Source organism: Thermotoga neapolitana DSM 4359 (assembly GCF_000018945.1).
Lineage (GTDB): Bacteria > Thermotogota > Thermotogae > Thermotogales > Thermotogaceae > Thermotoga > Thermotoga neapolitana.
In genome coordinates, this window is record NC_011978.1 from 1,313,696 (window position 1) to 1,339,086 (window position 25,391).

24 protein-coding genes are annotated in these 25,391 nt (G+C 48.1%); 11 read left to right on the forward strand and 13 right to left on the reverse strand.

Annotated features, from left to right (window positions below):
* The first annotated feature begins 44 nt into the window (after positions 1-44).
* Genes CTN_RS06750 through CTN_RS06770 form a run of 5 tightly spaced genes read left to right on the forward strand, consistent with a single transcriptional unit; the run spans position 45 to position 4,797 of the window.
* The gene (locus tag CTN_RS06750; protein WP_015919819.1) at positions 45-1,034 is read left to right on the forward strand and encodes an ABC transporter permease; all 990 of its coding nucleotides are present in this window, start codon (positions 45-47) and stop codon (positions 1,032-1,034) included.
* A 5-nt stretch (positions 1,035-1,039) separates the two neighbouring features.
* Positions 1,040-1,888, forward strand: a complete 849-nt coding sequence (locus tag CTN_RS06755) for an ABC transporter permease (protein WP_038067783.1) — start codon at positions 1,040-1,042, stop codon at positions 1,886-1,888.
* Positions 1,885-2,865, forward strand: coding sequence for an ABC transporter ATP-binding protein (locus CTN_RS06760; RefSeq protein WP_015919821.1), 981 nt, complete (start codon positions 1,885-1,887; stop codon positions 2,863-2,865). The genes CTN_RS06755 and CTN_RS06760 overlap by 4 nt, the downstream gene beginning before the upstream one ends.
* The gene (locus CTN_RS06765; protein WP_015919822.1) at positions 2,862-3,809 is read left to right on the forward strand and encodes an ABC transporter ATP-binding protein; all 948 of its coding nucleotides are present in this window, start codon (positions 2,862-2,864) and stop codon (positions 3,807-3,809) included. The genes CTN_RS06760 and CTN_RS06765 overlap by 4 nt, the downstream gene beginning before the upstream one ends.
* Before the next feature lies 1 nt (position 3,810).
* Positions 3,811-4,797 carry a LacI family DNA-binding transcriptional regulator gene (locus tag CTN_RS06770; RefSeq protein ID WP_015919823.1) on the forward strand — a complete coding sequence of 329 codons (987 nt, stop codon included), beginning with the start codon at positions 3,811-3,813 and terminating at the stop codon, positions 4,795-4,797.
* Positions 4,798-4,823: 26 nt separating this feature from the next.
* Here CTN_RS06770 and CTN_RS06775 read toward each other — a convergent pair whose 3' ends face one another.
* The 13 genes from CTN_RS06775 to CTN_RS06835 are packed head-to-tail and all read right to left on the reverse strand — an operon-like array spanning position 4,824 to position 15,376.
* On the reverse strand, positions 4,824-6,671 hold the full coding sequence (locus CTN_RS06775) for an FAD-dependent oxidoreductase (RefSeq protein WP_038067786.1): 1,848 nt from the start codon (positions 6,669-6,671) through the stop codon (positions 4,824-4,826).
* Between the two features lie 12 nt (positions 6,672-6,683).
* On the reverse strand, positions 6,684-7,790 hold the full coding sequence (locus CTN_RS06780; protein WP_015919825.1) for an NADH-quinone oxidoreductase subunit D: 1,107 nt from the start codon (positions 7,788-7,790) through the stop codon (positions 6,684-6,686).
* Positions 7,783-8,310, reverse strand: a complete 528-nt coding sequence (locus tag CTN_RS06785; protein ID WP_038067789.1) for an NADH-quinone oxidoreductase subunit C — start codon at positions 8,308-8,310, stop codon at positions 7,783-7,785. The genes CTN_RS06780 and CTN_RS06785 overlap by 8 nt, the downstream gene beginning before the upstream one ends.
* Positions 8,291-8,827: a NuoB/complex I 20 kDa subunit family protein gene (locus CTN_RS06790; protein ID WP_015919827.1), complete on the reverse strand. Its 537-nt coding sequence runs from the start codon at positions 8,825-8,827 to the stop codon at positions 8,291-8,293. Before CTN_RS06790 ends, CTN_RS06785 begins: the two co-directional genes overlap by 20 nt.
* Positions 8,828-8,839: 12 nt before the next feature.
* On the reverse strand, positions 8,840-9,721 hold the full coding sequence (locus tag CTN_RS06795; RefSeq protein WP_015919828.1) for a respiratory chain complex I subunit 1 family protein: 882 nt from the start codon (positions 9,719-9,721) through the stop codon (positions 8,840-8,842).
* A 4-nt stretch (positions 9,722-9,725) separates the two neighbouring features.
* Entirely contained in the window at positions 9,726-11,600 is a 1,875-nt protein-coding gene (locus tag CTN_RS06800; RefSeq protein WP_015919829.1) for a proton-conducting transporter transmembrane domain-containing protein, read from the reverse strand.
* Between the two features lies 1 nt (position 11,601).
* Entirely contained in the window at positions 11,602-13,002 is a 1,401-nt protein-coding gene (locus tag CTN_RS06805) for a complex I subunit 5 family protein (protein ID WP_015919830.1), read from the reverse strand.
* On the reverse strand, positions 12,999-13,337 hold the full coding sequence (locus CTN_RS06810) for a sodium:proton antiporter (protein ID WP_015919831.1): 339 nt from the start codon (positions 13,335-13,337) through the stop codon (positions 12,999-13,001). The genes CTN_RS06805 and CTN_RS06810 overlap by 4 nt, the downstream gene beginning before the upstream one ends.
* Before the next feature lie 6 nt (positions 13,338-13,343).
* Positions 13,344-14,108, reverse strand: a complete 765-nt coding sequence (locus CTN_RS06815) for a Na(+)/H(+) antiporter subunit B (RefSeq protein WP_015919832.1) — start codon at positions 14,106-14,108, stop codon at positions 13,344-13,346.
* Entirely contained in the window at positions 14,105-14,347 is a 243-nt protein-coding gene (locus CTN_RS06820; protein WP_015919833.1) for a Na(+)/H(+) antiporter subunit B, read from the reverse strand. The genes CTN_RS06815 and CTN_RS06820 overlap by 4 nt, the downstream gene beginning before the upstream one ends.
* Complete coding sequence (gene mnhG / locus CTN_RS06825; protein ID WP_015919834.1) at positions 14,344-14,667, reverse strand: monovalent cation/H(+) antiporter subunit G; 324 nt, start codon at positions 14,665-14,667, stop codon at positions 14,344-14,346. Before mnhG ends, CTN_RS06820 begins: the two co-directional genes overlap by 4 nt.
* The gene (locus CTN_RS06830; protein ID WP_015919835.1) at positions 14,664-14,912 is read right to left on the reverse strand and encodes a cation:proton antiporter; all 249 of its coding nucleotides are present in this window, start codon (positions 14,910-14,912) and stop codon (positions 14,664-14,666) included. The genes mnhG and CTN_RS06830 overlap by 4 nt, the downstream gene beginning before the upstream one ends.
* Entirely contained in the window at positions 14,909-15,376 is a 468-nt protein-coding gene (locus CTN_RS06835) for a Na+/H+ antiporter subunit E (RefSeq protein WP_015919836.1), read from the reverse strand. The genes CTN_RS06830 and CTN_RS06835 overlap by 4 nt, the downstream gene beginning before the upstream one ends.
* Before the next feature lie 339 nt (positions 15,377-15,715).
* On the opposite strand from CTN_RS06835, the gene malE reads away from it, so the two are divergent.
* The 6 genes from malE (at position 15,716) to CTN_RS06865 (ending at position 25,386) form a co-directional block, all read left to right on the forward strand.
* A complete protein-coding gene (malE, locus tag CTN_RS06840) occupies positions 15,716-16,891 on the forward strand; it encodes a maltose/maltodextrin ABC transporter substrate-binding protein MalE (RefSeq protein ID WP_015919837.1) in 1,176 nt (391 codons plus the stop codon).
* Between the two features lie 61 nt (positions 16,892-16,952).
* Complete coding sequence (locus tag CTN_RS06845) at positions 16,953-18,686, forward strand: DUF4896 domain-containing protein (protein WP_015919838.1); 1,734 nt, start codon at positions 16,953-16,955, stop codon at positions 18,684-18,686.
* The gene (locus tag CTN_RS06850) at positions 18,686-21,157 is read left to right on the forward strand and encodes a sugar ABC transporter permease (protein ID WP_029683046.1); all 2,472 of its coding nucleotides are present in this window, start codon (positions 18,686-18,688) and stop codon (positions 21,155-21,157) included. The genes CTN_RS06845 and CTN_RS06850 overlap by 1 nt, the downstream gene beginning before the upstream one ends.
* On the forward strand, positions 21,154-22,992 hold the full coding sequence (locus CTN_RS06855; RefSeq protein ID WP_015919840.1) for a glycosyl hydrolase 53 family protein: 1,839 nt from the start codon (positions 21,154-21,156) through the stop codon (positions 22,990-22,992). Before CTN_RS06850 ends, CTN_RS06855 begins: the two co-directional genes overlap by 4 nt.
* Before the next feature lie 15 nt (positions 22,993-23,007).
* A complete protein-coding gene (locus tag CTN_RS06860) occupies positions 23,008-24,009 on the forward strand; it encodes a LacI family DNA-binding transcriptional regulator (protein ID WP_038067791.1) in 1,002 nt (333 codons plus the stop codon).
* 168 nt (positions 24,010-24,177) lie between these two features.
* On the forward strand, positions 24,178-25,386 hold the full coding sequence (locus CTN_RS06865; RefSeq protein WP_255347891.1) for an ABC transporter substrate-binding protein: 1,209 nt from the start codon (positions 24,178-24,180) through the stop codon (positions 25,384-25,386).
* The last annotated feature ends 5 nt before the right edge of the window (positions 25,387-25,391 follow it).

The window sequence follows — 25,391 nt, forward strand, 5'->3', positions numbered from 1 at the left end:
CGCCCTCCGGGGCGGGGCTTTAAAAAAAGAAGGAGGTAGGAGTCTTGAGAAAATATCTCACAAAGAAGATCCTGGTCTACATCCTGACCTTCTTTTTTGCTGTTACCATCGACTGGGCGATTCCTCGATTCATGCCGGGAAATCCCATCAACTTTCTGATCTCCAGATTCGCGGGGCTTCCGGAGTCCGTCAAGGTCCTTCAGAGTTACTTCACACAGGCTTTTGGTCTTGACAAACCCCTCTGGGAACAGTACATCAACTTCTGGAAGGCTCTCTTCAAGGGAGATCTCGGCATAAGCATCTACATGTATCCTCAGCCGGTTGCAAAGATAATAGCAAGGTCCCTTCCGTACTCTCTGATTGTCCTTCTGCCTGCTGTTCTTTTGAGCTTTGCGATAGGAAACAGGTTCGGAGCCTTCGTTGCAAGGAAGAGAAGACTCGATAACTTCGCTCTGCCGATCTTTTATACCCTGACCGCATCTCCGTACTTCTGGTTCGGTATCCTCCTTGCCTGGATATTCGGTGTGGTGATACCCCTGTTTCCCCTCGCAGGCGCCTACAGTTTTGGAACGACACCATCCCTGTCCTGGCAGTTCGTTCTTGACTTTCTTCACCACTGGGTACTGCCATTTGGGTCTCTGTTTCTTGTGATGCTCGGTGGCTGGGCAATCGGAATGAGAAACATGATCATCTACGAACTGGAAGCGAACTACTCCAGATACCTCGAGGCACTCGGCTCTTCCCAGAAGCTCATCAGGCGATACGCTTACAGGAACGCCATACTTCCTCAGATCACCGGTCTTGCCATCCAGCTTGGAACGGTGGTCGCAGGCGCCCTGACAACGGAGATCGTCTTTTCGTATCCTGGAATAGGATACCTTCTCATGCAGGGAATTCTGAACCAGGACTACTTTTTAATCCAGGGGTGTTTCCTCTTCATCATCCTTGGTGTTTTGATTGCCAACTTCCTGGTTGACATCTTCTACGTGATCATAGATCCCAGAATAAGAAAATCCTACTCAGGAGAGGTTTGATAGCCATGACGAGAAAAGAATTCGTCCACTTCTTTTTGAAGAATAAAAAGGTCATCTTTGCTATATGTGTGTACGCTGGTCTGATCTTCCTTGCTCTTGTAGGGCCCTACCTCACTCCTTACAAGGATCCTCTTGCCTTTGTAGGACCTGGATATCAGCCTCCAAGCAAGGAACACTGGCTTGGTACGAACACGTTCGGCCAGGACATCTTCACCCAGCTCGTCTACGGTCTCAGGAGTTCTCTGTTCGTTGGACTTCTTGGCGGAACCCTGGCAACGGTGATAGGTCTTCTCATCGGTTTCGTTGCCGGGTACAGAGGTGGCTGGTTTGACGAGCTTCTCATGATGTTCACGAACATCCTCATGGTGATACCAACGCTTGCACTACTCATCATCATCGCAGCGTACCTTCCTTACAGGGGAGTGTTCATCGAGAGTGTGATCATAGGATTCACTGCCTGGCCTTGGACTGCAAGAGCAGTTAGAGCACAGACGCTCTCTCTGAAGACAAGGGAGTTCGTCGATCTTGCGAGGATCACCGCCAGAAGTTCCATGAAGATCATCTTTGGTGAGATCATGCCCAACATGATGTCTTACGTTTTCATGGTTTTTATCCTCCAGTTCGGAGGAGCCATCCTCGCCGCCACAGGGCTTGACTTCATAGGCCTTGGTCCAACGAGAGGCATCTCGCTGGGGATAATGATGCAGCAGGCCACACTGTGGAACGCCATACAGCTCGGTATGTGGTGGTGGGCTGTTACTCCGGGAGCTGTGATCACGCTCATGGTAGCGACCCTCTACGTCATGAACGCGGGTCTTGACGAAGTCTTCAATCCTAAACTCAGGGAGATGTGATAGGCGTGGCGGAAGTGGTACTGAATGTCAAAGATCTGAAAATCTACTACAGAACCCTCTACGGCTATGTGAAGGCCGTCGATGGGGTGAGTTTCGATATAAAGAGAGGAGAGATTCTCGGAATAGCGGGTGAATCCGGTTGTGGAAAGTCCACCCTTGGAAACGGTTTGATCCTGCTGAAACCTCCCATGAAGTACATGGGTGGTGAGGCGATCCTTGACGGAAAGAACATCATGACACTCTCACCGAGAGAGCTGAGAAAAATTCGCTACGAAAAGATCTCCATAATTCCTCAGTACGCAATGGATGCGATGAATCCCACAAAGAAGATAAAACAGATCATCGACGACCTTCTCCACGAACACGGTGAAAGTTTTGAACGAAAGAGGGATCTCATCGAAGAAAGACTTGAGATCGTCAATCTCGGAAAAAAGGTTCTCAACATGTATCCGATCGAACTCTCCGGAGGCATGAAACAGAGGATGGTGATGGTGATCTCCACCTTGATGAACCCCGACGTTCTCATAGCAGACGAGATCACTTCGGCTCTGGACGTGAGTTCCCAGAGGTCCGTAATACAGATGCTCTACGAAATGAGGGAAAGAAAAATCATGGGTTCCCTTGCCTTCATAACGCATGATCTTTCCGTGCTCTATCAGATCGCAGACAAGGTGATGGTGCTTTACGCAGGAAGGGTTGCGGAGATCTCACCCATGGAGAACATCGTAAAAGAACCCCTTCACCCGTACACGAAGATGCTCCTTTCTTCTCTTCCGAAGATAGGTGTCAGGTACTCTCAGACAAAACTCAAAGGAATACCCGGCTATCCACCGAGTCTTCTGAACATAGGACCTGGCTGCAGGTTCAGAGACAGGTGTCCCTACGCATTCGAAAAGTGCGAGCAGGATCCCCCTGTGTTCGATGTGGACGGAAGAAAAGTCTCATGCTGGCTCTTCGAAAGAGGTGATGCAAATTGAGTCTTCTGAAAGTTCAGAACCTGACAAAGGAGTTTCCTCTTGGTTTCTTTGGAAGAGAAAAGTTGAAGGCAGTCGATGACGTGTCGTTTGAGATAGACCGCTCCAGGATTGTGTCGCTCATAGGAGAGAGTGGAAGTGGAAAGACCACAGTGGGAAAACTCATTTTGAAACTCATAAAACCAACGTCGGGTCAGATCCTGTTCGATGGAAAAGATATTTCCCAGATCAAAGGAAAGGATCTGAAGGAGTACTACAGGAAGGTCCAGGGGGTTTTTCAGGATCCGTTCTCGTCCTTCAATCCCATATACAAAATAGACAGGGTACTGAACATGGTGTTCGAAGAGTTCTTCCCGGACACACCGGCTTCTGAGAGGCGCTCCAGAATGGAGGAGGTTATCGCCTCTGTTGGAATGAACCCGCGGGAGATACTCGGGAAATACCCCCACCAGCTGAGTGGTGGACAGCTTCAGAGAATCCTCATTGCAAGAACACTGCTTCTCAACGTGGAACTTCTAATCGCAGACGAGATCATCAGCATGCTCGATGCCTCAACGAGGGTGGATATCCTGAACCTTCTCGGCGATCTTCGAGAACGTGGGATGTCAGTAATCTTCATAACGCACGATCTCTCTCTCGGTTACTACATCAGCGACGAGACCTTCATAATGTACAGAGGGAACATCGTTGAGATGGGAGACACAGAAAAGGTGTTTCACAACCCGATTCATCCCTACACGAAGATGCTCCTTGAATCCGTGCCGGAAATAGACAGAAAGTGGGATCTCAGCAAAAGATTCATACCGGAACTCGTTTCATCTTCGAACGCTCCGTGTAAGTACTACGACAGATGTCCCATAAAGGACAAGGAATGCCTTTTTGAGAAACCTGAACTTGTGGAAGTTGAAGAAAACCACAAAGTTCTCTGTTTAAAGGCGGGGAGGTAGTATGGCCTCCATCAGAGATGTGGCCAGGCTCGCAGGAGTTTCCATAGCGACCGTGTCTCGGGTGATAAACGGTTACAACAACGTCTCTGAAGAGACGAGAAAGAAGGTCATCGACGCCATCAGAAAACTGAACTACCATCCCATATATGCTGTGAAGAACGCTGTTTTGAAAAGAACCATCGGTGTTCTTGTCCCGGACTTCGGGGGTTTTCACTACAACGAGATCCTGACCGGAATAGAAAAAGAGGCGATAAAAAGAGACTTCACCCTAATGATCTCCACCACTCTTCACAGAACTTCTGTGGAACTGGAAAGGCTCGAAGTTTTCTTTGCAAAGAGAGTGGATGGAATCATCGTTTGTTCGTCGAAGAAGGACGAGGAACAACTGGAAAGACTGATCAAAAGTGCCATACCGGTTGTCGTGGTTGACAGGGAAGAGCCAGAGATCAGGCTCGACAACGTGGGAATCGACAACTACGCTGCCGGCAGAATGTGTGCAAAGTACCTTCTGAGCAAGGGTCACAAAAAGGTCCTGCTTTTGAAGGGAAGGAAGGATATCTACTCTTTCTCCGACAGAGAAAGAGGGTTCATCGACTACAGCACAAGACACGGAATAGATGTGAAGATCACACCGTGTGGTTATTTACCTGAACACGGCTACCACGCGGTGGAAAGGTATCTGAGGAAACAAGGGATAGATTTCACCGCTATCTTCGCCATAAACGATCTGTCAGCTGTTGGAGCGCTCAAAGCACTTCACGATCTTGGGGTGGCAGTTCCAGACGAGATTTCAATAATGGGATTCGATGACGATCCCATATCGAACTATACCATCCCTGCTCTCACCACCGTGAGGCAACCAAGGGAAGAGATGGGAAGAGTGGCCTTCGAGATACTCCATGAGAGGCTTTTGGGAAAAAAAGGAGTCGCAAGAAGAGTCATTCTTCCCGTTGAAATCATCGAAAGAGAGTCCGTAAAACAACTGTGAAAGCCCCTCCAATTGGAGGGGCCTTTTCATTCTGCTTTCCTCAGGTACATATCGATTCCTCTGGCAGCTGCGTACCCATCTGCAACACCGTGTATGATATCGGGCCCGTGGACGATGTCTCCTCCTGCGAACAACCACTCTATGGATGTCTGACCGTACTCGTTGGTCCTGATCCTTCCTCTTACGAATTCGAGTTTTTCTTTTATCTCCTGGGGCAAATAGGAGTAGTCAGGTGCCTGCCCTATCGCCTCGACCACCATGTCCGCTTCCACAAAGATCTGGATGCTTTCATCGAACTTTGGATTGAACCTCCCTTCATCGTCGAACACCTTCACACACTTTTTGAACCTCACACCTTTCACTCGATCGTTTTCTATCACGACCTCCACCGGTCCCCATCCGGGTTTTATGACCACACCTTCTTCGAGCGCCTCGTCGATCTCTTCCATGTCGGCTGGCATGTCCTCAAAACAGCCCTCCAGTGAGAGCACCTGAACGTTCACAGTTCCATACTCCATGACCTGAAGCCTTGCCATCGATCTAGAGATATCCATGGCAACGTTTCCACCACCGATGACGACAAGTTTCTCCGGAATCGGTGGTTTTGGACCGTCTCCCCTGAGATAGTTTCTGATCATCTTCAACATGGGAAGTGCCTGCTTGACATCTGGATGGTCCGTTCCGGGTACCCCCGTTGATCTTCCAAGACCAAATCCTGTGGCAAGAAAGATGGCATCGTGTTTCTTTCTAAGTTCTTCAAAGGGAATATCCTGACCAACCCTTGTGTTGAGGACGAATCTCACACCGAGAGCCTCTATGAACGCTATGTCTTTGTCGAGTGCTTCGTCCGGGAGCCTGTATTTCGGTATACCGTATCTCATGACACCACCCGGTCTCGATTCCGCTTCGTACACCGTGACGTCATACCCCATTGTAGCAAGAAAGTACGCGGCCGAAAGCCCTGCCGGACCGGAGCCTATTATACCGATGCTCTTTCCTTTCTTTTCCGGTTTCATGTCCAGTATCCTGCTGTACTCCTCGAGTGGGACACTGTCCACTATGTACCTCTTCAACCACTGAATCGCAACAGGTTCTCCCCTCACACCGATGGAACAGGCGGTTTCACATCTGTGTGTACAGACTCTACCGCAGACCATGGAAAGCGGGTTCGTTCTGTAAAGCCATCTTAGTCCTTCTTCCAGGTCGTCCTCATAGATGGACTTTATGTACTGAGGTATATCCATGTGCTCGGGACATGTGTAGGTACATACACCACATTCCACACACCTTGCGGCTTCCTGCATTGCCTGTTCCCTGCTGTACCCTTTCACGATCTCTATGAATGATCTAACCCTCGTTTCCGGTGGTTCTTTCGTCATCTCTACCCTTTCAAGGTCAAGAAGTTCGGAGTCTTTGTCCCTTGTCCATCCAAGTGGAGCTTTTCCCGGTTCGTAAAGACCTCTTTTTGCGTTCAGTCCTTTGTCTGTTGGCATGAAAACGAAATCTTCTGGATCCTCCGAGATGTGAATGTATTCCCTTGTCATCTGGAGAGAGCCAGTCGTGCATATGTCGACACAGAGGGCACAGAAAGAGCAGCGGCCGTAGTCTATCACAGGTCTCTGTGGGAGTTTCCCATCTTCCTGGGTGAGATCCGGAACCTCCACCATGGTTATGGCATCCGTGGGGCATATTTTCGAGCATGTACCGCATCCGATACATTTTCCCCAGTCGTTCACGTGGAAACCCCTGTATCTTTCCGAGGCTTCCCTTTTGGTCTTGTTCGGAACCTCAATTGTAACGGGCTTTCTGGCAAGGAACTTCCAGGCTTTCAAAGGAGCGAAAAAATCCTTCTTCGGCAGTTCCTGGATGGCCATCTCTCTCACCCCTCATCTGTCTATCTCCGGTGCACAGACATCCATCGTTGCAAGCCAGATGGGAACGTCCTCGATTCTTGTTCCGGGAAGATACTTTTCTATACCGTAAAGGCCCTGTGGGTAAGATGCACCCCTCACTGCAACCCTGTAAGGTTTGTTCTTTCCATCTGATACAACGAAGAACCCGTATTCACCGCGCGTGGACTCCACGTGTGCGTAAGCCATCCCTTTTGGAATAACCCTTCTCAGTCCACTTCCTTTGCCAGCGGGTACGTTCACTCTGTCACTCTGTGGCATCTTCTCCAGAGCCTGCCTGATGATCTTTATGCTCTGGGGAATCTCCTTGAACTTCAAATACACCCTGCTGAAGGCGTCTCCTTCTGTTGCCGTTGGAACTTCGAACTCCACCCTGTCGTAGAACAGGTAGGGATCGACTTTCCTGATATCGTACTCCACGCCTGTTGCCCTCAAACCCACACCTGTGACTCCCATCTCCATCGCCTGTTCTCTGGTCAAAATGAGTCTTCCCCTGAGTCTCGAGTGAACGATTCTGTTCTTGAAGATGAGATTTTCGTAATCGGGCAACCTGGACTCTATGTAATCCAGTGTCTTCCAGATCATGTCCTCTACCTTAGGTGTCATGTTCTTCCTCACGCCACCGATGATTATGTACATGTGGTATATCCTGGCTCCGGTGAGGGCTTCGAAGATGTCGAGAATTCTGTCTCTGTCCGCAACACCCCAGTAAGAGGCCGTGTAGAGTCCAAGAGGTCCTCCTATACCACCCACTGTCCAGATGTGGTTCGCTATTCTTGCAAGTTCCAGAACGATCATCCGTATCCACTGGGCACGCTCTGGGACTTCTATCTTTGCGATCTTCTCCACGGCCATGGCGTAACAGATCTCGTTGATGTCCGGCTCGGGAACACAGATTCTCGGTATGAGTGAGATGTTGGAATACCAGTAACGCCTTTCCATGAGTTTTTCAAATCCTCTGTGAAGAAAACCGGGTACCGGTCTTGCCTTCTTCACGATGTCTCCCTCAACATACATGTGAACGGAGAAGTTTCCGTGCATTCCGGGATGGTTCGGCCCGAAAAAGAGTTTCGTTTCACCCATTGATCTCACCTCTGAACATCCTTTTTGCCTCCGCAACGACGTCCTTTTTGTACTCTCTTCCAGGAAACTTTCTCTTCGAGTACTCGAGAGGATCGAAATCTTTTCTGAGTGGTGGTTTGTCATCCCAGAGTTCGAGAAAGAGAGGTTTCATATCGTCGTTTCCAAGGAACTCCACACCGAAGAATTCATGGATTTCCCTTTCGTAGAACCTGGCTACGGGCCAGATTTCTTTCACCGTAACGAACACTGGATTGTTCCTGTCTATCCTGGTTGATACGATGAACTTTCCACCGTCTCTCCAGGAAAAGAGGATGTACACGAGTTCGAACTGACTGTCCTCGATCCAGTCCACGCAGGTCATCAGAGAGAGGTGGGAATAACCAAGAGATTTCAGGGTTTCCAGCACAGAGATGACCCTGTCCGGTGCCACAGAGATCTTTGCCTCTCTTTCATCTATCTCTTCCACTTCCGGTTGGAAGACCTTCAACTTCTCCAGTGCTTCATTCATGGAATTCGTCATGTACGTACACCTCCCCAAGGGAGCGGATCTGATTCTGTTTGTACCACTCGTAGTTCTCCCTGTACCTTTTCCAGCCGTCCGCTTCTCCTTTTCTGATCTTCTCCATCAGGTAGTTGAAGGCCTCAAGAATTGCTTCTGGCCTTGGCATGCAGCCGGCTATATACACATCGACGGGTATGTAGTAATCGAGCCTGTTCACCGTTGCGTAGGAGTCGAAGTATATACCACCGTTTATGGTGCAGCTTCCAAAGCCCACGACGTACTTTGGATCGGGCATCTGCTCGTAGGTGTAGATCACCCTTCGCAGTGTCTTGGTGTTCAGATATCCCGTGATGAGCAGTATGTCTGCCTGCCTCGGCGTTGCCATGGGGGCTATTCCGAATCTTTCCATGTCGAACCTGGACGTCATGGACGGTGGAAGTTCCACAGCACCACAGCCGGTGCAGTAGTGAAGCATCCATATGGATCTCGACCTGAGGGCGTCTGCGATTCTTTCCCAAACTGTTCTTTCTTTCATCGGATCACCTCCTCAAAGGGTCAAACCGAAGAGCACGAAGAGTGCGTTCAAAAAGGCAAGTCCAAGAGGAACACCCCAGTAGAACTTCAGCATCTGTTCTATTCTGAACCTCGGAAGAACGGCGGAGATCAAAACGGCCAGTACCCACACGACCACGAACTTGATGAGAAACCAGCCAAGACTACCTCCTCCAAGGAAGACGTTCACAAAGAGTGAGATCTCCACAAAGAGTGAGAAATCGTGCATGATTTGAAGGAGTCCAAGGTATTTTCCGGAGAGTTCCACCATCGGTCCCGAGGCGATCTCCGCCGGTGCGATCGCTATGTCGAAGGGCTTTTTTCCCATCATTCCTATGAGGGATATGAAGGCCACGACGGCACCGAGTGGCATGACGAAGAGGTTCCATTTTCCACTTTGCAGTGCCACGAGTTGATGAATTGAAGCAGTCTTGTAATTGAAAATGACGGATGCCATGACCACGAGAAACGGAAGTTCGTAGCCAAGCATCTGGGTGAGAGCCCTGCTGATACCGATCGATGCCCAGGGGTTTCCGCTTCCTACCATGCCCATGGCCATTCCGAGTGCACCGACGGTGAACAGGTACACGATGACGAAGAAGTTGTCTGTGTTGGGGAATGGGGTCCATTTGAGGGAGCCGAGTGGCATGAGCATGGCCGTGGCTATTGCTCCTCCGAGTGCCATGATGACACCGAAATCGAAGATCCATCCGTTGCTGAAGGGATGTTTGGACAACGCCTTGAAGACGTCTATGAAGTTCTGATACCACGGAGGCCCTATTCTTCTCTGAACCCTTGCGACTATCTTTCGTGCTATTCCTTCGAGAGAAAGAACAAGAAAGAAGGCAAGAACCAGGTTGAACATTGCCTTGAGCATTCTCTCACCACCTCACCCAGAATATGAGAAGTAAGGTTGCAACAACCCAGAAGGTGTAAACGGAAGCAGAGGACGCAAAGAACCATCTGTGAAACCATTCCCCGATGTCGTGGAAGAGTTTTCCGATCGCACTGGTGATGCCTTCCCAGGATGGATGATTTCTGTACATCCTTTCAAAGCCGGCGTAGAAGTTCGTGTTGTAGTGGTAGAGATCCGGGCTGTATATGAATTCGCCTCCCGTGTAGACGTTGAGAGGAGTTCCTTCTTCTCTGTGAGGTGCCATGAGGTCGACCTTTCTGGCTCTTGGGAAGAGGGAGTACAGGATGTACGCCACAACGAACCCGGTGAGAAACAGCGAGAACACAAGAACCGTGTTCCAGCTTCCAGCAAAACCTCTTATGAGCCAGTTTTCCCGATCCACTATTTTGAACGAGGTGGCTACACCCAGATCCATTCTGATGTTTTCGATTGTCTGGAGCACCGGAAACGGCCACACACCGAGAAAGAAACTGACGAGAACAAGAAGTGCCATCGGAACAAGCATCACAACAGGTGCTTCTCTGACCTCTCTGTATTTTTTTGGAAGTTGACCGAGGAATACCCCTGCAAGTGGCCTGAAGACGTATAGGAAAGATCCTATCGATCCAAAGAATGCCAAGAAAGCGGTTATGAACATACCCTTTCTGACCAGTGCCTGGTAGATCATCCACTTCGAGATGAAGCCACTCATCGGAGGAATTCCGGCAAGGGAAATTATGGAGAAAAGATACGCAAGAAAAGTGATAGGCATCTTATGGATCAATCCACCCATTTCGCTTATTTTCGAGGTTTTTGTTCTGTAGATGACGGCAGCGAAGGCCATGAATATAACCGCAGAAGCAACGGCGTGGTTGAAGATGTGGAACATTCCTCCTTCGAAGCCCAGTGGATCCATCGTGCCAAGACCTACCAGTATGTAACCACCGTTTGCAACCGAAGAAAAAGCCATGAGCATCTTCATGTCATCCTGCTTTATCGCCATGAGAGTTCCGATGACGATGGAGATGTTTCCTAAGGTGATGAGAAGGTAGTTTGGTAGAGGAACATTCGAGTAAACGATCAGGTCTGAGAAGACCTTCAAAGAGGGCACGACAGCGATGACGAGGGTGAAGATGTAGTTACCCAGTTTTGAAAGCTGTCCAGAGAGGATAGAAGAGAACGCATCAGGGGAAAGAGCATAAGTCTTCCTTATCCACGTATGCAACGGGAATATTCCACTCTTTGCGATGCCAGCCAGAGACAGTAGCAAAAACACGGCCAGTTTGAAACCAGTTGATGTGTCATTCACCATACTCTGAACCACGGATGATATCCTGAACGTCCCGTATCTCTGGTATATGAGGAACGCCCCGTAAAGAAAAGCGTACGTTCCCACAGCACTCATGACGGCGTAAACAACCGCTGCTCTTTTTGCTTCTTCTTTTCCCATGGGAACAACGAGCAAAGAGGACAGAACCGCTATTTCCCAGAAGATGTAGAGTGTGATCAGATCGGCTGCCATGAACACACCAAGCGATCCTGCCGTTACCATGAGCACGAACATGTTGAAGGCCGCGCGGTATCTTTGAGTCTCAAGCCATCTGATCGAAAAGAACATGATGGCAACTATCACCATGAGACTGACCATCGAGAAGTAAAAAGAAACGTCTGTCCACTCAAAGTACAGCTTTTGACCGAACAGTACGATCGTCTCTGAAAATCCAATTTTCAAAGTGAAGACGTAGAACATCGAAAAAAGACCGACAAGGAAGTTCACGATGGTTCCTAACTTCCAGTTCATTTTTGAGATGAAGTACACCACAACGGACAGTACCATCAGGGTGATGAGGCTCGCTGTCACGTCACATCCCTCCCCTGGTTGAGAAGAGAACGCCCTTGATGTAACCTTCTGTGTCGATGAGGGCTTCTGCCATCTTTTGTGTTCCGGAAAGCGCAACTTCAGGCTTTACAAAAACAAAGACAAGAAAAGCGGCAAGTATCATTGCAAAAAGTCCCACGGTAAAAGGTGCGGGTGTTTTGTCCTCCTGTGTTTCCTCACCGAACCACAGTTTCACGTTCCATCTGATCACATAACCAACCTCGATTGCCGTGGCCAAAAGTAAAACGGCGGGCAAGAGAAGATCGTTTGATGAAAACGTCTCCATGATGATCCTGATTTTGCTCTGAAAGCCCGCAAACAGTGGAAATCCTACCAGAGAGAAGGTTGCCATGCTGAAAGAGACACCCAGCACCCTGTGTTTTTTGAAGATACCGTTCAGATCTTCGTAGTTGTAGACAAGAAAGCCCGCAACGAGGAAGATGACAAACTTTGCTACCACATCGTTCGTCAGATGGAAATAGGCGAGATTCATGGAAGTTTCCGTTCCCTTCGATATCATCGCTATCACAATTCCTGCTTGGGCAACACTGGAGTAGGCGAAGGTCTTCAAAAGACTGGTCTGCCTGAGTGCGGCGAATTCTCCAGCCAGAATCGTGATCAGAGACAGCGTGTACAGAACCTCCGCTCCGCTACCCTGAAACACCGTGCCAAAGAGTCTTCCAACCATGTACAGTGCTGCAAAGGAAACGGAGGTTCCAAGAACCACCGGTGCAAGTTCGTTTCCACCGTAAACACCAGAAACCCAGCCGTTCAACGGAAAGAGTTTTGCCTCCACGCCGAGTCCGATCGTGTAGAGTGTGGTCACAGCCACAAGAGATCCACTTGAAAGGCCCACCATGGCAACGTGTGCCATGTTCAAACTCCCGGCAGTGCCGTAAACGAAGATCGTTGCGAGAAGATAGAGTGAACCCGCAACACCACCGAGGATCAGGTATTTGTAGGCGTTGTAGAAATTTTCTCTCTTCGAGGCTATCGTGACAGCTGTTATGGTGATTATTTCCATGAAAACAAACGAGTTGAAGAGATCCCCTGTCAGCACAAATCCGTTTGTGGCTGCCATGAGCAACATGAGGGAAGTTTCATAGTTTTTCTTTGTCGTCTCAGGTAACAGAGAAACAAGAAAAAAGATCAGGTTTATTATCAGCACCGCGTAGAAACTCGCGTTGTCCAGAACAAGGTTTATACCGAAGGGAGGTTTCCAGTTTCCCATGGGATGTATACTTACAGCGTTCGGGAAGCGCTCCATGAAGATAATCGTCAGGTTGACAAGGGCCGACAGAAAGAAAAGAACTCCGGATATCTTCTTCAAAAAGAGTGAAAGGAACGCGGCGAGGAGTGGGATGGCCACGAGCAGGCTGATCATTCTTTCACTCCTTTCATGTCCTCTATGTCGATTGAAGAGTGTTTCTCTTTGATTCGAACAAGAAGGGATGCTCCAAGGGCGAGGACCCCTACACCTATGACGATGGCTGTGAGAACGAGTGCCTGTGGCAGTGGGTCAACGAAATTGAAAGAAAAGTAGGAAAATTTCTCTGTGTATATGGGTGCTTCTCCACCGGTGTAACCCAGTGCGATGATGAAGATGTTCACGGCTGTGTCGATGATCGTGAGGGACACAAGGTGTTTGAATAAATTTTTCTGTGTGAGAAGGCCATAGACTCCCACACCCATCAGGATAATGGATATCATGTACACCATTTCGAATCACTCTCCTTCTCGATGTATCTCCGAGATGACACCGGAGAGTTCCGATCCGACCTTGAGACCTATGACGATGTAGACGATGGGAACAACACCGGCACTGAAGAGATCTCCTACTCTCCCGTTCGAGAGAAAGTTGTAAAGAAACGCCCCACCGGTGACCAGGCCAGCAAGGCCCAATATCACGTAGAGACTTCCCATGGATCCCTCAAGAAATTTGGCTACTTTTTCTTTCAGGGAGAATTCCTCGTTTGAAAGGTAAAGAAGAAGAACACCTGCTGCAAGGATAGTTCCTCCGGGGAATCCTCCGCCCGGTGAGAGATGTCCGTGTATGAACACATAGGTTCCAAACATCAGTATCAGGGGAAGAAGTATTCCGGTGCTCACCCTGAGAATGAAGTTGGGATTTCTTCCGTATTTCATTCTCTTCGTTCCGCGAAGGACAAGCCCTATACCGATGGCTGCGGCAAGAAGAACGGTTACTTCGCCGAGGGTATCGAAGGATCTGTAATTGACAACGATCGATGTTACAACGTTGGCACTGCCGTCTTCCAGATTGCTTTCACCGTAAATTTTCCTTTCGGATGGTACCTGAACTTTCCCTTCGATCCATTCTGCAGGCTCGACCTCGTTTACATCTTTTGCCAGATAGTGAACTGAAACCCTCCTGGAGAGATCTACCTTTCCGTAAGGCTCGAGCACGGCGAGGAAAGATACCATCATGTAGACCAGAAGTATCGATATCAGTGCGGCAAAAACTCTTCTCATTCTTCATCATCTCCCCTCATTTTGAAGAGCGTTATGAGAAGTACTGCTGTGGTGAGCCCAGCACCAACGGATGCTTCCGTTATTGCAACGTCAGGGGCCCTCATGACAATGAAGAGGAACACAGACAGGAGGCTGAGAGACGACAGCGCTATAACACTGTCCAGCAACTTTTTTGCTTCCACCGCAAAAAATGCTGCTATCAGCATCATCCCTCCGGCCAGCAAAATCAACAGGTTCATTCACCATCACCACCCCTGTATTCGTCGACAACCGTGCAGTCACATGGCTTTACACCAGACAGATAGGAAGCCCGTGCCAGGACAGAACTTCCCACCGGGTTTGTGAGTGCTATGAAAAAAACGATGACAACAGCCTTCAACAGAAACTCCGGTTTTGCAATACCAACTCCAAGCACGGTGGAAAAGGTTCCCAGTGTGGTGGCTTTTGTTCCTGCCTGGAGTCTGTTGTACACGTCCGGCATCCTGAGAACACCAAGTCCTCCAAGAAAATAGAAAAAGGCACCGATTAATATCAGTATTTCTCCGATTATCCCGTTCATTTTCTCCCCTCCAGATACCGGGACACTATGATCGTTTCAAGAAAAGAAAGAAGCGCATACACAAGGGCTATATCCAGATAGATACCTCTATCGAAACTGTACGCGAGAACGACTATGAGACCGGTGAGCATCACGTTCATCGTGTCGAGTGCCGCTACCCTGTCGGAAGAGGTGGGACCTGCGATGATTCTGATGAAAGAGAGAACCACTCCCGCACTCACCAGGACGAAGAAGATCAGGGTCATTCGAACACCTCCCTGAGGGGTTTTTCGAACTTCTGCGATACGTATTTTTCTTTTTCTTTGAGATCCTTAACATCGATCCAGTGGACGAAGATCTCATCACCCTTAAGGTCAAGGCTCAGCGTTCCCGGAGTGAGGGTTATGCTGTTTGCCAGAAACAGACGGGATGCATTCTTCTTCAGATTCGTTCTCACCGAAACAAAACCCGGCCTGAGTGGAAGGTGGGGATTCAGGACCCTGAAGGCAACATCGATATTCGCCTTCACCATTTCAACGATGAACACAGGAAGAAACATCACAAGATATCGGACGATTCTCAGGGGAAGTTTGAGATCGAATCTGATACCGTGAAACCTGCGAAAAACCAGTGATACTATCAGTGAAACAGCGATTCCGACGATCAGCTCCGAGTAAGAAAATCCGGTGATCACAAGCCACAGAATCAAACTCGTGAGGAAAACGCTCACACTTTACACCTCCTCGATCGAAAAGAGAAAGTTTTCACAAGAACAATACAGATGTAATTTTAAAACTTCGAAGCATGTAATGTCAACCTAATTAGTAGAAATAAAAACTGTACAGAGAGACATTTCGAATCTATTTTTAGACAAATTTTGTCGAAATTGATTTTGTATCAAACGTGGAAATGAACGATTATCACCAAATAAGAACTTTCTCGCCTGATTATCTGGAAATAATCTGAAAAATCTCCTTGAAATAGGACTTGACATTGCGACAACTTTCACGGTAACGTTTACGTATGGTATCATTCCTGTGGATAACCCACTCAGGGAGGTGAAGGTGGTATGAAAAAGTTTCTGGTGATCGCTTTACTTGTTGTTTCTCTTGTTGTCCTCGCCCAGCCAAAACTCACCATATGGTGCTCCGAAAAACAGGTTGACATCCTTCAGAAACTCGGAGAAGAGTTCAAGGCAAAGTACGGTGTAGAAGTTGAGGTTCAGTACGTGAACTTCCAGGACATCAAGTCCAAGTTCCTCACGGCCGCACCGGAAGGACAGGGAGCCGACATCATCGTTGGTGCACACGACTGGGTTGGAGAACTCGCAGTGAACGGTTTGATAGAACCCATACCGAATTTTGCTGATCTGAAAAACTTCTACGAAACAGCCCTCAATGCCTTCTCCTACGGTGGAAAACTCTACGGTGTTCCCTACGCCATGGAAGCGATTGCGCTCATCTACAACAAAGACTACGTTCCCGAGCCTCCAAAAACCATGGACGAACTCATAGAGATCGCAAAGCAGATCGATGAAGAATTTGGAGGAGAAGTGCGTGGTTTCATCACATCCGCGGCTGAGTTCTACTACATCGCTCCGTTCATATTCGGTTACGGTGGCTATGTCTTCAAACAGACCGAAAAAGGTCTCGACGTCAATGATATTGGACTTGCCAATGAGGGAGCCATAAAGGGAGTGAAGCTCCTGAAGAGAATGGTCGACGAGGGAATACTCGATCCCAGCGATAACTACCAGATCATGGACTCCATGTTCAGAGAAGGCCAGGCAGCCATGATCATCAACGGTCCCTGGGCTGTGAAGGCTTACAAAGATGCAGGAATAGACTACGGTGTTTCTCCAATTCCCGATCTGGAACCTGGTGTTCCCGCAAGACCCTTCGTTGGAGTACAGGGCTTCATGGTGAACGCAAAATCTCCGAACAAACTCCTCGCCATCGAGTTCCTGACGAGTTTCATTGCCAGAAAAGAAACCATGTACAGAATTTACCTCGCTGACCCCAGGCTTCCTGCAAGGAAAGACGTCCTTGAACTCGTAAAAGACAATCCCGACGTGGTTGGATTCACACAGAGCGCCGCCAACGGAATTCCTATGCCCAACGTGCCACAGATGGCCGCTGTGTGGGCTGCCATGAACGACGCTCTCAACCTTGTTGTGAATGGAAAGGCAACGGTTGAAGAAGCTTTGAAGAACGCTGTCGAGAGAATCAAGGCCCAGATACAGTAACGGTGGATTTTCAGGGGCTGGGTTCTCCCAGCCCCTTTCACATACTCAGGGAGGGAAAAAGGTGAAGAACATAATCAAACTGCTTCTGTGGTTTCTTCTTGCACTCTTGAACGTGGCCTTCTTCTGGGCAGGAGTGTTTCTCTTTCAGAACGAATACTATGAACTTTCCATCGTGCTTTTTTCCCTGCTGTTTCTGATAGATTTCTTCATAATCAATCCGAAAGGGTACCCTTACAGATACGTTATTCCCGCTCTTGCTTTGCTCTTCGTTCTTGTTCTCTATCCCATATACTTCACCTTCAAGGTGGCCTTCACCAATTACGGAACTGGTCATTTTATGTCAAGACAGGAGGCCATCGAAAGGCTCCTTTACGATCCGAACTTTTCCTACGTGGTGGATTCAACGCCTGTGTCCTATAAGGTCTTTGTGGTCTACGATGGACTCTCTCCGACAGAGGATTTCGTCATACTGTTCAGGATAAGCGATACCATCTATCTCGGTGAAAAACCCAGACCCGTTGTCGCACGAGGCCAGGAGGTGCTCCTGAGTCAGTTCAATCTGATTCCTGTTACCGATGAGACAGTTTCACTGAACGGTGACACCTTCAGAATCGTTCCCTGGCCGGCTGACCTTTCGGAGATAAACCTTGTGGTTCGAAACGACACGACTTACAAGAGTTTCTACTCCCCAGACGACGAGATACTGAGACTGAACGCTCCCTACTTCAAAAGCAGAATAGCACAGAATCACCTGGTGAACGCAGAGTATGTGCTTCCAGATGGAAAAAAACTGGCCCTGAGAATTGCTCCCGATGGTGAATGGAGATTCATGCATGTGGAGAGGCTTTACAGGCTGGCTTACAAAGAGGTCTATGATGGCGGAAAGATGAAGATAAAGACCACCGTGGTGAACAATCTCACAGGAAGAGAAGTGATCGAGAAAGAAGGAGCCTTCTACGATGTGGACGAAAATGGGAACGAAACGTTCCTGGTTGGATTCATAGATTTCGTGGGATGGAAGAATTTTTTGAGGATCGTGAAAGATCCGAAAGTGTCAGGACCCTTCTTCAGGATCTTCCTGTGGACCTTCGTGTGGGCCGTTCTGAGTGTGGTACTGTCGCTTGCCGTTGGTCTTCCGTTTGCTCTCGTTCTGAACAACCCAAGGCTCAGAGGAAGGAATCTCTACAGAACGCTTCTGATCATACCATGGGCCATACCGGTTTTCATTTCGGCTCTAGTCTGGAGAAACGGACTTTTGAACGAAACCTACGGTGTGATCAACAAGTTCCTGTTACCTCTGCTCGGACTCGATCCGGTGAAGTGGTTCAACGATCCCTTCTGGGCCCGTGTGGGAGTGCTTCTCGTCAATGTCTGGCTCACGTTCCCCTACATGATGACCATATCACTCGGTGCCCTTCAGAGTATTCCACCTGAACTCTACGAAGTGGCGGCGATAGACGGTGCAGGAAGGTTCAGAAGGTTCGTTCATATCACCTTTCCACTTCTCATGACCATCATCGCACCACTTCTTGTCAGCAGTTTTGCTTTCAGTTTTAACAACTTCACGATCATCTATCTGATCACAGGAGGAGGCCCTCCGATCCCGAACTCGACCACTCCTACAGGATACACTGACATCTTGATCTCTTACGTTTACAAACTGGCGTTCGAGGGTGGCCAGGGACAGGATTTTGGTTTTGCGAGTGCGATCTCTATACTCATCTTCTTCCTCGTTGGTGGGATCAGTTTCGTGAACTTCAAACTGTCCGGAGCTTTCGAAGAGGTGAGTAGATGATGGTGCAGAAAAGGGGAAACGTGCTCACTCACATCTTTCTCATCATCATAGTGGCGGTGATTCTCTTCCCAGTCGTCTGGGTTGTGACCACATCCCTCAGAAGGGACGAGGCGGCGTTCTCTTCGAAACTGTTCTCGTCCAGACTGACGCTTCAACACTACAGAGACCTTGTGGCACCCGAGAAGAATCTTCCCTTCCTGATCCAGGATCTTCAGGCGATGGTCTCCAGGGTAAAACCCTACGATACATGGTCCGAGGATGAACTGAAAGACGCGGTGAAACGGTCCATCGAGAAAGTAGCTTCATATCTGACAGAAACAGAAAACAGACTGAAGAGTGCCGAAGACTCTTTCAAGAGGATTGAAGCGTTCCTGAACGATCATTCGGATGAGATCAAAAACAGTGTGATAGAAAACCTTCAGGAACTTGTTTCATCGATCCAGACACCAGAACTGGACGATTCAGATGAGAGTAAAGCGGCCCTTTACCTTGTTCTATCGAAAGAGAGGTTCAACTCGAAAGTCCACAGAGCACTCGAAGAGGATCTGAAGAAGACAACAGGTGTGGATGCCAGTACAAGAGAAGGCTACGAACAGGCGCTCGAGATCCTCAGGACAAGTTACGAAAAACTGGCAGATGGATACGACGAACTTCTCGAAAAAACACAGAAAGAATTGAACGCAGTCAGAGAGGAGATACTTTCACTTCAGCAGCAGTATCAGAATCTCCAGGACGACATAATGGAGGCCAACCTCATCATAGAAAAGGACATTACACCGGAACTGGAGAGAATAAAGGCATCTCTTTCCGATCTCAACGAACTGAAAGAGAGAATAAAACAGACAACTGCCAGTAGCCTGTTCCCTGTGGACGACAGCAGTTTCTTACAGAACGTTTCTAATATGACTCTCACGATCGACAACCTCTTGAGCGAGATGGATTCTCTTGTTGAATACGAGAATCTGAGAAGATCACTTGCGACTTTGAAAGGAGAACTCGAAAAACTATCTGAAGGAAACGAAGAGCTGAAAAGTCGTCTTCTCTACTCCGATCTGATCAAGATCTACGAAGAAATCCAACCAAGACTCGTCAGGATCCTGAAGGAAACCTCTGAAACCCTTACCAGCATAAAGGACAAAATAGTGATTCTGAACGTCCTCAACAAACGTCTGGAGGATCTGAGACTCCAGGAAAAAAGTCTCTCTGAAAAACTCTCCGAATACCAGCAAAGCATATCAGAAATTCATAAAAGACTTCTTGAACCCCAAAGAATCCTCAGTCTGAAAGTGTTCAAATACGACCTTCAACGCTCTATTTCCACTCTTGAGAGGGTGAAATCTTTCGGAAAGACAGATCTTCTCAGATACTCCTCTGTTTTGAAGACACTTCGAGATTTCATGAACTCTTACTGGGAAAAGGACGAACTCTACAGCAGAATATCAAAAGTTGTCAGAGGGATGAGATGGATAGAAGAATACAGAGATTTCGCCAGCAAGTTCGACACCTTCCCCGAAAACCTCAAATCGATCCTTGAAGAGATGAGACTCTCACTGAGTGATCTTGAGAGATCCTATGAAGACCTTCTGTCTCTTTCGGCCCAGGGAGTGTACGTGTCTTCTGGCATACTGAACAGAATGTACGATATCGTGAAGATGGACTTTGTCAGCAAGGTCAGGGCGAACATGTCTGTTGCCTCAAGACGTGCGGGTATCTTAATGGATCTGGTCCCGTTTTCCGATTTGAAGGGCGATCTGAGAAACATCGACAAAGAGCTTTTCAGAATAGACCAGATATGGAAACAGAAGACAAAACACTATTTCTGGCTCTGGGTGCTCAACTCCGTGATCGTATCTCTGATCGTTGCTTTCATCACAACGACCGTGTGTGCGATAGCGGCCTATCCCTTCAGCAGGATGAGATTCCTTGGAAGGCGTTACGGAATCATGGCACTCCTTCTGATACAGATGTTCCCCGGTGTGATCTTCATGATCGCCATATACGATCTTTTGAACTTCATGGGAAAGTACATTCCCTTCATCGGAATCGATACGCTCGGTGGTCTGATCTTCGCGTACCTCACCAACATCGCCTACAACATGTACTTGATAAAGGGATTCTATGACACGATACCCACCTCGCTTGAAGAAGCGGCGATCGTCGATGGAGCAACGCGCTTTCAGAGTTTCTACAGGATCATCATTCCGCTTGCAAGACCGATCCTCACGGTCGTGTTTCTCCTGGTCTTCATTGGAACGTTCAACGAGTACGTGGTGGCAAGGATCATTCTTCAAAACGTGCGTCACTACACCTATGCTCTCGGGCTTCAGGCGTTTGCAACAGGGCCCTACGAGACGGAGTGGGGACTCTTCACTGCGGCCGCGCTCCTTGGAATGACTCCGATGGTGATACTCTTCCTCTCACTCCAGAGGTATCTGGTGAGTGGTCTCACGAGGGGAGCGGTGAAAGAATGAAGGAGGCTGGTATGGTGAAAGGAGTGCTTTTGATGGTCATGTTCTCCTCCCTGGCGTTCGGATTGATGATCAATCCGGTGAAGGATCTTCGTGAGGATTTCATATTCGGGATGGACGTTTCCATGCTCTACGAGATAGAGCGGCTCGGTGGGAAGTTCTTCGATGGTGGTGTGGAGAAAGATCTTTTCCAGATACTGAAGGATCACGGGATAAACTGGATCAGACTGAGGGTGTGGAACGATCCAAGGGATGAAAACGGAAACCCGCTCGGTGGAGGGAACTGCGACTATCTGAAGATGACAGAGATCGCAAAGAGGGCCAAAAAGTACGGAATGAAGGTTCTTCTTGACTTTCACTACAGCGACTGGTGGGCAGATCCCGGCAAGCAGTACAAACCAAAAGAGTGGGATCACCTTCATGAAGAACTTCTGGAAAGGGCGGTGTATTCCTACACGAAACTCGTGCTGAATCATATGAGAAGAAACGGTGCACTGCCGGACATGGTCCAGGTGGGAAACGAGGTGAACAACGGCTTTCTCTGGCCAGACGGAATGATCGCCGGAAAGGATGCAGGAGGATTCGATGGCTTCACAAAACTTTTGAAGGCGGCCATCAGGGCTGTCAGAGAAGTCGATCCCGATATCAAGGTAGTAATACATCTGGCTGAAGGTGGAAACAACTCACTCTTCAGGTGGTTCTTCGATGAGATCACAAGAAGAGGTGTGGATTTCGATGTGATCGGTGTATCGTACTATCCGTACTGGCATGGCACGCTGGAGGACCTGAAGAACAACCTGTACGATATAGCTAAAAGATATGATAAAGACGTGCTTGTCGTTGAAACGGCGTACGCCTGGACACTCGAAGACGGAGACGGTTATCCCAACATCTTCAGTGGTGAAGAGATGGAACTCACAGGTGGTTACAGAGCGACGGTTCAGGGTCAGGCAACGTTTTTGAGGGATCTCATAGAAGTGGTGAACAGTGTTCCCAACGGCCATGGGCTTGGGATCTTTTACTGGGAAGGAGACTGGATTCCTGTGAAAGGAGCAGGCTGGAAAACCGGTGAAGGAAATCCGTGGGAGAATCAGGCCATGTTCGATTTCAATGGAAACGCCCTTCCATCTTTGGATGTCTTCAGACTGGTGAAGACGGCCACCCCTGTGAAGATCGAAATCAGGGACATCTTCCCCGTGGAGATCTCAACCAACCTGGGAGAAGTCCCGAAGTTCCCGGATGCTGTGAAAGTGCTGTTCAGCGATGATTCTATCAGATCCCTGAAAGTTACATGGGATTTTGATCCTTCTCTTGTTGAAACACCCGGTGTCTACAGAGTGGAAGGATACGTGGAAGGTATAGACCAGAAGATCTTCGCAACTTTGACCGTGAAGGGAAGCAGAAACTACCTGAAAAACTCTGGATTCGAAACGGGTGAGTTTTCTCCCTGGGAGGTATCCGGCAACAGAAAAGCGGTAAAGGTGGTGAAGGCCGATCCTCCAAGTAACGCACACCAGGGAGAGTACGCGGTGAACTTCTGGCTCGACGAGGCCTTTGAATTCGAGTTGTCACAGGAAGTGGAACTTCCAGATGGTGTGTACAGGGTGGGATTCTGGACCCAGGGTGGAAGCGGCGTGAAAATTGTCCTGAAGGTGAGTGATTTCGGAGAGGGTGAAAAAACAACGACGGTTGAAACGACCGGATGGCTTGAGTGGAAAAATCCTGAGATAAGGAACATAAAGGTCGAAACGGGGAAAATAAAAGTCACCGTTTCTGTCAAAGGAAAAGCGGGTGATTGGGGATTCATAGATGATTTCTATCTGTTCAGGGAGGAGTGAATGGGAGGAAATAGCATGAAGAAAAAGTATGTAACGATCAGAGACATAGCAGAAAAGGCGGGAGTTTCGATAAACACAGTTTCAAGAGCGCTCAACAACAAACCGGACATAAGCGAAGAGACCAAAAAGAGAATACTGGAGATAGCCAGAGAACTTGGATACGTGAAAAACGCAACTGCTTCGTCTTTGAGAAGCAAACGCACGAACATTGTGGGGGTCATCATAGCAGACAGCGCCAATCCCTTCTATGCAGAGGTGCTCAAGGGAATCGAAGTTGCTTCCAGGAAATATGGCTATCAGATCATCCTCATGAACACAGAGAGAATCTACGAAAACGAAGAAAAAGCGATCGATGTTCTCCTTCAGCGAAGAGTCGACGGCCTTCTCATAACACCAGTTCAGGACAGATCGGACGATATAGAGTTTTTGATAGAAAGAAAAGTTCCCTTCGTCGTGGTAGGAAGGCACTTTGAAGGGCTGGAAGTGGATGAGATCCACAGTGATGAGGTGAAAGGAGGATATCTGGCAACAAAACACCTCATCGATCGTGGAAGAAGAAACATACTGATGATCAGTGGATACCTTTTTAAGTCCGCTGCTTACATGCGACTTGAAGGGTACAAGAAGGCGTTGAAGGAACATGGTATTCCATTCAAAGAAGAGATGGTGATCGTGACGGACATCGACATAGAAAGCGGTTATCAGGCGATGAACGAAGCGATCGAAAAGGGGCTTCATTTCGATGCGGTTTTCTGCTATAACGATCTTCTTGCCTTCGGTGCTATGAAGGCGCTGAAAGAGCACGGATACAGGATTCCAGAAGACGTTGCTGTGGTTGGCTACGATGATATCGTCTATTCCTCCTTTGTGTGTCCTCCTCTGACGACGGTAAGGATAAAGAAGTTCGAGATGGGCTTTGAGGCGTTCAGGATGCTTCTTCAGAGGATGAAGGGAAGAAGAAAGAAGAGAAAGCGTGTGATACTCGACGTGGAACTCGTTGTGAGAGAGAGTAGTTGATATTGTTGATTTCTGGTCGTTAGAGACAAATATATTCATTTATGAGCGTTTAGAATCAAAATTCTCGGTTTTTCTTTCCTTGATCCTCTGTGAACGTTCACGGTATCATTTACATGGTAATACCAATCTTTTGTTGGGGAGGGTGGTACTATGAAATTCCGATTTTGGATGGTTCTGGTACTTGTTATCCTGAGCGTTTTCGCTGTTGCCAAAGAAAAGATTGTCGTGAACTCCTACATTTCTGATCCAGCACCAAGGATCGTTTTTGCGGAGTTAGTGAAGATGTTTGAGGAAAAATACCCGGAATATGACGTAGTAGTGAACACGTTCCCACACGAAGATTTCAAAACTCTTCTCAGAACCTGGTTGAATTCTGATGAGGCTCCCGATGTCGTTACGTGGTTCGCTGGTGAAAGAATGAGGTATTTTGCTAGCAAAGGACTTCTCGAACCTGTGGATGATATCTTTGCTCCCAAAAATTTTGAAGATTATTTCCCGACTTCTTTCAGAAGTGCCTGTGAGTATGATGGAAGGATCTATTTTGTTCCTCAGAGTTGGTACTGGTGGGGTGTTTATTATAGGAAGTCTGTCTTCGAAAAGTACGGTATAACTCCTCCAAAAACTTGGGAAGAGTTCATAAAGGTTTGTGAGACCCTGAAGGAAAATGGAATAACTCCAATAACCATCGGAACCAAATACCTCTGGCCAGCAGCGGGATGGTTTGACTATCTCGATCTCAGGGTAAATGGGCTGGACTTCCATATGAAGCTTACCGCTGGGGAAATTCCATATACTGATCCAAGAGTCAAAGAAGTTTTCCAATACTGGAAGGAATTGGTCGAAAAAGGTTTCTTCCTTGAGAACCATTCCTCCTATACCTGGCAGGAAGCAGCCGCATTCCTCTTCAGAGGAGAAGCAGGAATGTATCTTATAGGACAGTTCATAAAAGATGTTGCTCCTGAATCTGTAAAAGATGATCTGGACTTCTTCAGATTCCCCATAATAAAGCCGGAGATAGGCCTTTACGAAGAAACACCAATAGATGGATTCATGATACCAGCAAGAGCTAAGAACAAGGAAGGTGCCAAAGTGTTCCTCAAGTTCATTGCTGAAAAGGAAGTTCAGGAATACTTTGCTAAAAAACTCGGGAGACTTGCAGCAAACAAGAATGTAGAACCAGCAGACGAACATGCAGCAAAGGGATTGAAGATGATACTCGAATCTGATGGCGTCGCCCAGTTCTACGACAGAGATACAAATCCAGAAATGGCAACAGCTGGTATGAACGGCTTTGTTGAATTCATGATTTATCCTGAAAGACTCGATCAAATTCTCGAAAATCTTGAAAGAGAAAGACAGAGGATTTTTGGGAAATAATTCCG